This is a genomic window from Corallibacter sp. (assembly GCF_048381695.1).
GTDB classification, from domain to species: Bacteria; Bacteroidota; Bacteroidia; order Flavobacteriales; family Flavobacteriaceae; genus Corallibacter; species Corallibacter vietnamensis.
The window spans coordinates 44,710-57,792 of record NZ_JBLXHI010000003.1 but is presented as its reverse complement, the minus strand read 5'-3'; the positions used below and the strand labels follow the sequence as shown (position 1 = coordinate 57,792).

Here is a 13,083-nt window from a genome sequence, read left to right as displayed (position 1 = left end):
GTATGTTCAGGGATTTTTTTTTGATATAAAAGCTATACTACTCTAATGTGAAATCTGCTTCTAAAACAGTATCTGAACTACCGCCTAAAAACACTTTAAAATCTCCAGGCTCAATAACATATTTACCGTCATTATTATAAAAGCCTAACGCTTCCTTATTCAAAACAAAATTTACTGTTTTTGATACTCCTGGTTGCAACGTAACCATTTCAAAAGCTTTTAATTCTTTAACAGGCCTAGTAATACTGCCTACTAAATCTCTAATATATAATTGAACCACTTCTTTTCCTTCAACTTTTCCTGTATTGGTTACAGTCACTGATACTTGTACATCATCATTTACAGAGAAAGTGCTTGCATTCAGTTTCAAGTCAGAATATTCAAAACTTGTGTAACTTAAACCATGCCCAAAAGGGTACAATGGAGTTTTATCAACATCAACATAATGAGACCAAAATACATTATCATCTTTATCTACAGGACGACCAGTATTCTTATAATTATAATAAATAGGAACTTGCCCTACATTTCTAGGGAATGTCATTGGTAATTTTCCGCTTGGATTATAATCGCCATATAACACTTCAGCTACCGCATTTCCTGTTTCAGTTCCTAATTGCCACGCTTCAACAATTGCAGGAATATGTTCATCTGCCCAACTTATAGCTAATGGCCTACCATTATTTAATACTAAAACAATATTAGGGTTAACCTTATAAACTGCCTCTAGCAACTCTTGCTGCACTCCCGGTAATTGTAAATTTGTTCTACTTCTACCTTCACCTGTTTGAAAACCATATTCACCTAAAACCATAACTACAACATCTGATGATTTTGCAGCATTAATAGCTTCTTCTAATCCTGATGTATCTGTTGTATTAAGCTTTACTTCATGCAAAAATGTTGTTGTCTCTAAAGCAACATCTGGACCTTTTACATAGTTTAGCGAATTGCCTGTATATTTTTGCATTCCTTCTAAAACAGATACAGCTGTTTCATCATCTGAAGCTATTCTCCAACTACCTAGCGGACTTGATTTATCTGACGCTAAAGCTCCTATTAAAGCTATTTTTTGACCTTCTTTTTTTAGAGGTAATAAATTATTTTTATTTTTTAGTAAAACGATAGACTTCTTGGCCATATCTAAAACTGCTTCTCGATGTTTTTTACTTCCTATTACTTCTTTTTCTCTTGTTTCGTCGCAATATTTATATGGATCATCAAACAAGCCTAATTCAAATTTAACTTTTAAAATACGGCTAACAGCATCATCTAGAATAGCTTCTTCTACAACACCATCTTTTACTAATTGAGCCAATTCTTCTACATACACATTGCCTTCCATATCCATGTCTGACCCTGCAATGGCTGCTATTTTTGCTGCTTCACGCTTGTCTTTTGCATGTCCCCAAGAAATCATTTCGTTTATAGAAGCCCAATCAGAAACTACAAAGCCATTAAATCCCCATTCTCCTTTTAAAATATCACGTTGTAAATAAGAACTTCCAGTAACCGGAACTCCATTTAATTCGTTAAAAGAATTCATAAAAGTTCTAACACCTGCTTCAGCAGCTGCTTTAAAAGGTGGCAACACAATATTATGCAGTGTAGATGTACCAATATCTACAGTATTATATTCTTTACCTGCTTCAGCAAAACCATAAGCTGCAAAATGTTTAGCACAAGCTGCTATTGTATTTACCGCAGAAAGATCATCTCCTTGAAATCCTTTTACTCGAGCTTGTGCAATAAGACTTCCTAAAAATGGGTCTTCTCCTGCTCCTTCCATAACTCGTCCCCAACGCGCATCTCTTCCTATATCAACCATTGGGCCAAATGTCCAGTTTATACCTGATGCTGAAGCCTCTGCTGCTGCTACACTAGCAGATTTTTCTATCGCTTTTAAATCCCAACTAGCTGCTTCAGCTAGAGGTATTGGGCTCAAGGTTTTGTAACCATGTATAACGTCAAAACCAATTATTAACGGAATTCCTAAACGCGTTTCTTCTACTGCTATTTTTTGTACTGCTCTTACCTCTTTTGCACCTCTTACTGTTAGCATTGAACCAACCCAACCATTACGTAAATGTTCATATTTTTTTTCGGCACTTCCACCTTCTGGTGCAGGTCCAGTAACATCCCAAAAACCATTATATTGATTCATTTGACCAACTTTCTCCTCTATGGTCATAAGTTTTAAAAGTGAATCTACTTTTTTATCTATTTCAGTATTCATATGTCTTGTTGTCTGTTTTTGTTTATTAGAATCGCACCCTGTAAAAATGATACACAAGGATAGGACAAACATTTGTATTACACATTGTTTCATATTTAAATAGTCTTATTAATATTCTTCTGTAGTAAATACAGACATTGGTATGTTAGCTTTATTAAAAATGTTAGATTGAGCCGTGTTTTTCCATGCATATCTGATGTATTTTGGACTAGAGACTTTACTTGAAAATATTTCTACGTAATCGTCCTTAATTTTGAATTTAGCAGGATAATAAACCTTATCAGAACCCGCTATTTCAAAAAGAGATGTTTTACTTTTTGAATATAATCCTGAATTATTTTCAAGATATAATTGAGCTTTATTTTTTATAAATTTCACCTTTAAGTAAAGTGGTCCATTCACTAAATCTGTTATTGTTTTATAATGCTTTTTCAGTGCTATATTTGCTAATCGCTCTCCAACTGTTTTCTTGTTAGGTGGATGAATTTCATCAATTGTTGAAACATCATCAATAACAACCATATCTACATTTTTTACTAGGTTAAGAACATTACGTTGAGAATCGCGAACTTGCGCGCCACCAAAATGGTTTTCTCCGTATTTCCAAGGCGCTATTTGAACAAAATAAAAAGGAAAATTATCTTGCCATAAAGCACGCCAAGATTGAATTAAAGCCGACAAGGAACGGTCATAAACACTTGAGCCTACATTTGCCTCACCTTGATACCATAATACGCCTGCCAAATTATAGCCTACAAAAGGATGTATCATTGCATTATATGCTTTTCCAGGTTTAATTGGTCCCCATTCTTGAACTTCATGCTTACTTGCCGCTTCATTTAAGATAGCATCCTCAAGTATAATATTTTCAGGCGTCCAAATTTCTATTGGTGTTCCACCCCAAGCCGAAACAATTAACCCTACAGGTAAATTTTGCATGTTATCTTGAAGCTTTTTTGAAAAATAGTATGCTACAGCACTATTATACACCATGCTTTCAGGAGTACATATTTCCCACTTTCCAATAAGGTGTTCTTGGGGATATTTTGATGAAGATTTCTCAACTCTAAAAAACCTAATATTTGGATGATTTGCATTTGCTACTTCTTGCTCTTGATTATCAATACCCCAAGAAGCTGACATCTCCATATTAGACTGCCCTGAACATAACCAAACCTCACCAATCAAAACATCATTAATAATAATTTCGTTATATCCCTTAACTGTTATTGTATAAGATGTTCCTGATTTTGGAGTTTTTACTAACACTTCCCATTTCGCTTGGCTATTTGCTGTTACTTTAAAAACTTTATCTGTCCAAGAAGGCATAACTGCAACCTCTTCATTAGGTGTCGCCCATCCCCAAAACTTAACATTTTCATTTTGCTGTAATACCATATGATCTGAAAATATGGCTGGCAATGTCACATTCGCATTGGTGTTTAAAGCTATTAAACCTAGTATATATAAAAAATATTTCTTCATAATTGACTAAAAAAATTCAACTTATTTTAATTGATTAATTAGCAATTTGTTATTGACATAATAATTATGAAAGAACCTTTTAGGTAAAGCACAAATTGCTAATCAGTAGAATGCTTTAATTATTTTTTAAAAGCTTATTGAAAAATGGCTTTAGTTTTTCTGCCATTTCTTTGTGCTCATCGACACTTGGGTGATAGTTACAACCATTAGGATAAACTTTATCAAACTGAAAAATTTCAATGTCCTTTTCTGCATTGATTTTAAAATAACTTTTTACTTTATTTAAACATTTAACCAAAGTGTCATTTCCTTCTCCTTGAATCATAGGACTGTTAAGAATTGCTATTTTAGTGTTTGGATAACGCTTATAGATAGTTTTTACAAATTCTATATAGTTGCTAGTATATTTTTCAGAATTGAATGGTAATCGCTCTTTTACGCCATCTCCTTGAGACATATCATTAGTTCCTAAACAAATACTTACAACATCTGGTTGAAAATTTATATTATATGGTTTAGAATCATCCTCATTTAATGATAAATTATCATATACTTGGGGCATAATAGGTTGCTCAATATTTTCATCATTCCAATTACGATACATACCTATTCCTGAAACTGAACTTAAAACAAAATTCGCGTTTAACAATCTTGAAAGCCTTGGTCCATATGCTAAATAAGCATTGTGTTGATCTATATATTCGCCTTGATTACAGTCTATACCGCTATTATCTGATAATGCTCCACAGGTTATAGAATCCCCTATAAATTCAATAGAATACGTATTAGAATTTGTCACAGAAGCTATATCAAATGCTTCCACACCATAAAATAAGACTTCGCCGCTAGCTGCTTCAGTAGCTTTATATATTTCAATTGTATTATTTTCGTTTTCAGGAAGTTTTAAGTTTATTTTATTAATACTATCTCCTGTAATAGTATATCGTTTTTGATATTTACCGTTTATAACTAATGCTACATAATTTCTTGGTTTAAATTCTGATTGCAATAGTAAGTTTACAGAATTACCTTTTACTTTAAAAACAACAGAGGAAGCAGAACCTATTAAAGAAACAGCATTACTGTTTATGAAGACTCTACCTGAATAATTAAAACTAGGATTATTGGGATTAAACAATAAAAGTTCTTTATCTTTTTTGCAAGACATAATCATGACTAATGTAAGACAGTAAAGAGATAATTTTAAATATTTAGTTATCATACAATATATTTTTCACTAATTTACTATTTAATTAATATGTGAAATACTTTGGTTAGTAAATTGGTAAAAAAGTTGCTTAAAATGATAAAATAATATCTATTCTGGGTATTCTATTCTTAAGTGATAAATGTTAGCTAGTTTTCTCTTTAATACTTTTTTGATAGATTGAATTTCTTTAAACGTAATATTGGCATTTAAAAACTGTTCTTCTGCCATTTGTTTATTGATTATATTTTCTACAAAATCATCAATTTTTGAAGAGGTTGGTTCTCTTAAGCTTTTTGAAGCTGCTTCTACACTATCACACATCATAAGAATTGCGGTTTCTTTACTAAAAGGCTTTGGACCAGGATATGAAAAAACCGATTTATCTACTTGAGAGTCTAAACTCGTTTCCTTTTCTTTCATATAAAAATAGTAAACAACACTTGTTCCATGGTGAGTTCTTATAAAATCTATTACACGGTCTGGTAGGTTATTCTTTTTTGCTATTTCTATTCCATTTATAACATGATCTATAATAATAGAAGCACTTTCTCTAGATGACAGCTCGTCATGAGGGCTTATACCTGTTGGTTGGTTTTCTGTAAAATACGTAGGGTTTTTCATTTTCCCGATATCATGATATAAAGCACCTACTCTAGCAAGCATAGCATTTGCTCCTATCTCGTTTGCAGCAGCTTCAGCTAAATTTGCTACATTTAATGAATGATGAAAAGTTCCTGGAGCTTTATTAGAAAGCTCTTTAAGTAATTTAGAATTTGTATCTGACAACTCAAGAAGCGATACATCTGAAACTAATCCAAATAATTTTTCATAAGCATATATAAGTGGTTGTACAAAAAGTGTAGCTAAACCGCATAGTACAAAGAGCCCAAATGTTTCCCACTTAAGTGACTCTATACTTCCTTCATGTATTACAAAAAATGCAAAATAAGCGATAATGTAAATAAGCGTTATTTGACCTACTGATATAAATAAATTAGCGCGCTTATATAATTCTGAAATTGTTAAAATAGTTACAATACCTGCAATGATTTGCAAAAACATATACTCATAGCTATTAGACACAATAGATCCTAACAGTAAAACCGTAACAACATGAGTAAATAAACCTAATCTAGCGTCAAAAAAAGCTTTTAACACAAGCGGTAGTATACAAATTGGTACAACATAAATATATTTAGAATTGTAATTTACAACCAAAGTTGTAATAAGCACCATTAAGAAAATATTGAAAAATATAAAGGTTACTTTGGTATTGTTTTCAAAAACATCAAGCCTATATTTTCTTAAGAATAAAAGCAACATTAACAATGCTAATGCAACCAAAACAGTATAAGCAAATACTATTAAATAATAATTGGTATCTGTCCAGACTTGAGACTCATACTCCAACTCTAAAGAACGTAATTTCTGATATTTATCACCTTCTACCACTTCTCCTTTAGAAATAATAAGTGTCTCTTTTTCTACACTTCCTCTGGTATAAGAAATTTTGTTAAGTTCCTCTTGTAATACCTTCTCAGTAAAAGCTTTATCATACGTTAAATTAGGTTCTACAATATCAAAAAACAAAGAAGTAAATTGTGTTTTATAGCGATTTAATCCATTGCTTTTTAAATCATCCTCTATAAAACTAGTCAACTCACTTTGACTTATTAGATTTGAGTACGTTGTTTTTTTATACTCTACACGATTATTTAATAGAACGACCTTTTGTGAGTTAGAAAAATTATGGTCTTGATTCAAAAAACCATAATTATACAAATCATTTAAAATTTGCTTACCTGTTTTATACAAAACATTATCGGGTAATTTAGATAACGAATCATTAAAAATTGTTTTAAACTCTTGGTCGTATAACTTATATACTTGATTTTTTACTGCAACATCAACATTAAAATAAAGGGTACTATTATCTGTGATAAGTTTTTTTTCTGATGTAATTTCAGCATCCGTCTTTTTTATGGCAAAATTGAAAGGAGCATATAAATTCTCTGATTGCCAAGGCTTTCCTTTTTCGAAATTATATTTAAACTTACCGCTTTTAGGAAATAGATAAACAATTAAAAATGTAGTACCTATAAAAAGAAGCAGTTTGTATACTAATGAGTGATTTCTATATAGTAAATTAATAAAGTCTTTCATGAAGTGGTTTAATATCTCAAATGTAATAAAAATATAACCTTTTTCAATCGCTTATAATAGAGTAATCATTCTCTGTTCTATAAAAAAATCATTATTTTTGCGAGAATTAAAAAAAGAAAAATCAAAATGAATAAAGACGTCGTTATTGTTTCTGCTGCTAGAACTCCAATTGGAAGTTTTTTAGGATCATTATCAACAATACCTGCTCCTAAATTAGGAGCTATTGCTATAAAAGGTGCATTAGATAAAATAAATTTAAAGCCAGAAATGGTTCAAGAAGTTTTAATGGGTAATGTTGTTCAAGCTGGAACAGGACAAGCTCCTGCAAGACAAGCGGCTATTTATGCTGGTATTCCTAATACTGTTCCTTGTACTACAATAAACAAAGTATGTGCTTCTGGAATGAAAGCTGTTATGCAAGCTGCTCAAGCAATTGCTTTGGGTGATGCAGATGTTGTTGTTGCTGGTGGTATGGAAAACATGAGTTTAATTCCACATTACTTTCACGCACGTTCTGCAACTAAATTTGGACCTGCAACCATGATAGATGGTATGCAAAAAGACGGTTTAGTAGATGCTTACAATCAAAACGCTATGGGTGTTTGTGCTGATGCTTGTGCAACTGAATATGAATTCTCTAGAGAAGACCAGGATGCATTTGCTATTCAATCATACAATAGATCTGCTGCTGCTTGGGAAGCAGGAAAGTTTGACAACGAAGTAGTTCCTGTTGAAGTACCTCAACGCCGTGGTGATGCTATTATAATAAATAAAGATGAAGAATTTTCTAATGTAAAAATGGATAAAATTCCTGCTTTAAGACCTGCTTTCACTAAAGATGGTACTGTTACAGCAGCAAACGCTTCTACAATAAATGATGGTGCTGGAGCTATGGTTTTAATGAGCAAAGAAAAAGCAGAAGAATTAGGACTAAAACCACTTGCTACAATAAAAAGTTATGCTGATGCTGCTCACGAACCAGAATGGTTTACAACTGCTCCAGCAAAAGCGCTTCCAAAAGCTTTAGATAAAGCGAACATATCAATAGATGATGTTGATTACTTCGAGTTTAACGAAGCCTTCTCTGTTGTAGGATTAGCAAACATGAAAATTTTAGGTTTAAGCGATAAAAACGTAAATGTTAACGGTGGTGCCGTTTCTTTAGGACATCCACTAGGTTGTTCTGGTGTAAGAATATTAATCACCCTATTAAATGTTTTAGAACAAAACGATGCAAAAATTGGTGCTGCAGCTATTTGTAATGGCGGCGGCGGTGCTTCTGCAGTTGTTATAGAAAGAAACTAAACCAGAAACTAAATGCAATACGGAATTTGTAATTTAAGCATTGTTCCTTTAAGGTTTGAACCATCTGATAAAAGTGAACTTGTTTCACAAGTACTCTATGGTGATTACTTTAAAGTGCTTGAACAACGTAAAAATTGGAGTAGAATTCGTCTTGCATTTGATAACTACGAAGGTTGGATAGATAATAAGCAGTATTTTGAAATACTTGAAGATCAATACAACTCACTAAATAGTGAAATACCAAAAGTTTCTACCGATTTAGTTGAGTTCATTCAAGATGTTAACCAACAGCTTTACCCTATTCCTTTAGGTGCTTGTCTTAACGGTTTATCGCTATTAAACCACACATATGATGGCAATATCACTTCTAGTAAAAAAGAAAAAGAGTCTTTAATAAATACCGCCTTTATGTATTTAAACACACCATATCTTTGGGGCGGAAAGACACCTTTTGGTATTGACTGTTCAGGTTTTACTCAAATGGTTTATAAATTAAATGGCTATAAATTATTACGAGATGCCTCACAGCAAGCTACTCAAGGTGAAGCTTTAAGTTTTATTGAAGAAAGCGACCCTGGTGATTTAGCCTTTTTTGATAATGCTGAAGGAGATATTGTACATGTTGGAATTATCATGAAAGATAATTTTATTATCCATGCACATGGAAAAGTACGTATTGATAGATTAGATCATTCTGGTATATATAATGCCGAATTAAGAAAACACACTCATAAACTACGAGTCATTAAAAAGATTATATAAAAAACACCGCTAAAATTTAGCGGTGTTTTTTTGATTAAAAGGAAATAGAGAAATTCTAGTTTCCTTCTAATGTTTCTAATTTAGCTTTTAAAGCTTTAAATTTTGCAGTATTATCTATAGCACTGTATATATTCATTAACGTTTTAGTTACTTGAACATCATCAGGGTTAATTTTTAATACAGCTTCTAAATAAGGAATAGCAGATTTGTATACGTTCATTCTTTCTTCCTTAAGCTCATCATAACGCTTATTATCAGCAGCTGAACTACCTAAACCATTCATTTCTTCAATGATATCTTTCTCTTCATCAAGAATTAATGCTGCAATATTTGTTTGAGCATTAACATAAGTAGGATCCATTTCTATTACTTTATTGTAATATTCTTTTGCCTTTTCGTTATTTCCTGATTCTGCAGAAAGAACTCCTAAATTATAAAATAAGTCAATGTTGTTAGGATCTAACTCGATAGCTTCTTCTATTAAAGATTTGTAAGCATCTGTATTACCCATTTTATATTGAAGGTTAGCTTCTGTTAATATCAAATTAACATCACTTGGCTCATTGGCTCTAGCCTTTTTTATAGCAGCGATAGCTTCATCATTTTTGTCTAAATTAACATAAATAAGTGCAATGTTTTTGGTTATTTCAGCTAATTTAGATTCTGTCATACGATCAACAGGTTTGATATAGTCGTCTCCTTTTACTAAAATATCTCTTGTTGCTTTATCAAAAACTTCTTCTTCTCCTGTTTCTACATTTGTTGCGTAATATTGCTTTTCTTGACCTGTATATCCTAAATCACTTAATTTTAAATAATGACTTAAAGCAGAATCATAGTCTTGCCCACTTACAGCACTAACAGCAGCATAATATAAATATGTTGTGTCTGATGGTACAACTCTATAAAGTTGCTCAAATTTATCTGTAGCTAGTGAAAAATTGTTGCTTTTGTATGCTTCATTTGCTTTGGTTAAAAAATCATTTTCCATCGCAGTTTTAAGTTCTGACAATTCAGATGCATAATCAGCTGAAACACTTTCTAAACTTGTTAAAGCCTCATTTATATCTGACTGGCTTCCGGTTCCGTTTGCATAAAGCGCTTTTGCATTAAGGAAGTTATATTTATCTTTTAATTTGTCATCCATAGAAGACATTAAAGACTTTGCTTGACCTAAAGCTGTTTTAGCTTCTGCATAGTTTGCATTTTTTATAGCTTTTTCAGCTGTTTTCAATTCCTTTTTTTGAGCAAAAGAAAACGTAGTTACCGATAGGGATAAAGCAACTATTAGTGTATTTTTCATTTTTCTGTTTTTTTATTAATTATCGTTATTATTTTGATCTTCTTGAGTATTATCAAGATTTGTACCATTTTCTATGGTTTCATTAGATTCTAATGCTTCAGCATCAATAGGCTCATCTTCGTCTTTCATTACTTTTGCTACTGCTGCTATAGAATCTTTTCCTTTTAAGTTTATAAGTTTTACTCCTTGTGTAGCACGTCCCATAACTCGAAGGTTGTTAACTGCCATTCTAATTGCAATTCCAGATTTATTAATGATCATTAAATCATCTTCATCAGTTACAGATTTAATTGCTACTAAATGACCTGTTTTTTCTGTAATAGAAATTGTTTTAACTCCTTTTCCTCCTCGGTTTGTAATTCTGTAAACAGCTTCTCCATCTTCAGGATCGTCAATAAAAGTACGCTTACCGTAACCATTTTCAGATACAACAAGTACAGATTCTTCTTGAGGATTTTCAATAGCGATCATACCAATTACTTCATCTTGATCGTTTGCTAGTGTAATCCCTCTTACTCCTGAAGCATTTCTTCCCATTGGCCTTGTTTTAGCCTCTTCAAATCTAATGGCTTTACCAGACTTAAGTGCTAACATTACTTGACTATTACCAGTGGTTAGTTTTGCTTCTAATAGCTCATCTTCCTCTTTTATAGTAATTGCGTTAATACCGTTAGTTCTTGGTCTTGAATATTGCTCAAGTGCTGTTTTCTTTACTTGACCATTTTTTGTAGCCATAATAACGTAATGACTGTTTATGTAGTCTTCATCTTTTAGGTCTTGAGTACAAATAAAAGCCATAACTTTATCGTCTTGCTCTATATTTATAAGGTTTTGAATAGCGCGTCCTTTTGATGTCTTGCTTCCTTCTGGAATTTCATAAACACGCATCCAGAAACATTTACCTTTTTGAGTAAAGAACAACATGTATTGATGGTTTGTACCTACAAATAAGTTCTCTAGGAAATCTTCGTTTCTTGTTGTTGATGCTTTTTGACCAACGCCTCCTCTATTTTGTATTTTGTATTCTGTTAAAGATGTTCTTTTTATGTATCCGGCATGAGATATTGTAATAACTACTTGCTCATCAGGAATCATATCTTCAATACTTAAATCTCCTCCAGCATACTCTATTATAGAACGACGCTCATCTCCGTATTTATCTTTAACAACAAGAAGCTCATCTTTAATGATATTCATACGACGCTCTTTTTTGTCTAGAATATCTTTTAAGTCTTCAATAGTTTTCATCAATTCCTCGTATTCAGAACGTAGCTTATCTTGTTCTAAACCTGTTAATTGACGTAGACGCATCTCTACAATAGCCTTGGCTTGTATTTCAGATAGCTTAAAACGTTCTATTAACTTTTCTCGAGCCTCATCAGCATTAGAAGATGCACGAATTAAAGCTATAACTTCATCAATATTATCTGAAGCTATTATTAATCCTTCTAATATGTGCGCACGCTCTTCTGCCTTACGTAATTCATATTTGGTACGACGCACTACAACATCATGTCTATGTTCTACAAAATGATGAATAAGTTCTTTAAGGTTCAGTAATTGTGGTCTTCCGTTTACTAATGCAATATTATTTACACTAAAAGACGATTGTAATGCCGTGTATTTAAACAGTTTATTTAAAACTATATTAGGTATTGCGTCTCTTTTTAATACGTAAACAATACGCATTCCATTTCTGTCAGACTCGTCTCTAATTGTAGAGATACCTTCAAGTTTTTTGTCATTTACAAGGTCGGCTGTTTTTTTAATCATATCAGCCTTATTTACTTGATAAGGAATTTCTGTTACGATTATACATTCTCTACCTTGAACCTCTTCAATAACTGCCTTACCTCTCATTACAATACGTCCGCGACCTGTTTTAAAGGCTTCACGAACTCCATCATAACCATAAATAGTTCCTCCTGTAGGAAAATCTGGCGCTTTAATGTAAGTTATTAACTCATCTATCTCTATATCGTTATTATCAATATAAGCTACTGTACCATCAACAACTTCACTTAAGTTATGTGGCGGCATATTTGTAGCCATACCTACAGCAATACCAGAAGCACCATTTACTAATAGCCCAGGTATTCTGGTAGGAAGAACTGTTGGTTCTTGTAATGTATCGTCAAAATTTAATTTATGATCTACAGTTTCTTTATCGATATCTGCAAGCATGTCTTCAGATATTTTTCGCATACGCGCTTCAGTATAACGCATTGCTGCTGGGCTATCGCCATCTATAGATCCAAAGTTTCCTTGTCCATCAACAAGCATATAACGTAAACTCCACTCTTGAGCCATACGTACCATTGTATCATAAACAGATGAATCACCGTGTGGATGATATTTACCTAAAACTTCTCCAACAATTCTAGCTGACTTCTTATGTGCTGTGTTTGACCTAACTCCTAATTCATGCATACCAAAAAGCACGCGTCTATGAACAGGCTTCAAACCATCTCTTACATCTGGTAACGCACGTGACACAATGACTGACATTGAATAATCAATGTAAGCCGATTTCATTTCATCTTCAATATTAATTGGAATGAGTTTTTCTCCTTCTACCATATATTAAATTAATTAGTTTTTTTCAAAATTTCAAATCGA

The 13,083-nt window shown here is 32.4% G+C and carries 8 protein-coding genes; 2 read left to right on the top strand and 6 right to left on the bottom strand.

Going from position 1 to position 13,083, the window contains the following annotated elements; translation table 11 throughout:
* Nucleotides 1–37: 37 nt before the first annotated feature.
* The 4 genes from bglX to ACN5J3_RS06490 all read right to left on the bottom strand — a co-directional run bounded on the left by bglX (nucleotide 38) and on the right by ACN5J3_RS06490 (nucleotide 7,094).
* Nucleotides 38–2,236, bottom strand: coding sequence for a beta-glucosidase BglX (gene bglX / locus ACN5J3_RS06505; RefSeq protein WP_418511189.1), 2,199 nt, complete (start codon nucleotides 2,234–2,236; stop codon nucleotides 38–40).
* A 108-nt stretch (nucleotides 2,237–2,344) separates the two neighbouring features.
* Entirely contained in the window at nucleotides 2,345–3,721 is a 1,377-nt protein-coding gene (locus ACN5J3_RS06500; protein ID WP_418511188.1) for a sialate O-acetylesterase, read from the bottom strand.
* A 115-nt stretch (nucleotides 3,722–3,836) separates the two neighbouring features.
* A complete protein-coding gene (locus ACN5J3_RS06495; RefSeq protein ID WP_418511187.1) occupies nucleotides 3,837–4,889 on the bottom strand; it encodes a GDSL-type esterase/lipase family protein in 1,053 nt (350 codons plus the stop codon).
* Between the two features lie 150 nt (nucleotides 4,890–5,039).
* The gene (locus ACN5J3_RS06490; protein WP_418511186.1) at nucleotides 5,040–7,094 is read right to left on the bottom strand and encodes an HD family phosphohydrolase; all 2,055 of its coding nucleotides are present in this window, start codon (nucleotides 7,092–7,094) and stop codon (nucleotides 5,040–5,042) included.
* A 126-nt stretch (nucleotides 7,095–7,220) separates the two neighbouring features.
* Here ACN5J3_RS06490 and ACN5J3_RS06485 point away from each other — a divergent pair, with 126 nt between their 5' ends.
* Together ACN5J3_RS06485 and ACN5J3_RS06480 are read left to right on the top strand one after the other, a co-directional pair.
* A complete protein-coding gene (locus tag ACN5J3_RS06485) occupies nucleotides 7,221–8,399 on the top strand; it encodes an acetyl-CoA C-acyltransferase (protein WP_418511185.1) in 1,179 nt (392 codons plus the stop codon).
* Between the two features lie 12 nt (nucleotides 8,400–8,411).
* The gene (locus ACN5J3_RS06480) at nucleotides 8,412–9,161 is read left to right on the top strand and encodes an NlpC/P60 family protein (RefSeq protein ID WP_418511183.1); all 750 of its coding nucleotides are present in this window, start codon (nucleotides 8,412–8,414) and stop codon (nucleotides 9,159–9,161) included.
* Between the two features lie 55 nt (nucleotides 9,162–9,216).
* Here ACN5J3_RS06480 and ACN5J3_RS06475 read toward each other — a convergent pair whose 3' ends face one another.
* A complete protein-coding gene (locus tag ACN5J3_RS06475; RefSeq protein WP_418511181.1) occupies nucleotides 9,217–10,464 on the bottom strand; it encodes a tetratricopeptide repeat protein in 1,248 nt (415 codons plus the stop codon).
* Nucleotides 10,465–10,479: 15 nt separating this feature from the next.
* Complete coding sequence (gyrA, locus tag ACN5J3_RS06470; protein ID WP_418509833.1) at nucleotides 10,480–13,044, bottom strand: DNA gyrase subunit A; 2,565 nt, start codon at nucleotides 13,042–13,044, stop codon at nucleotides 10,480–10,482.
* Nucleotides 13,045–13,083 lie beyond the last annotated feature (39 nt).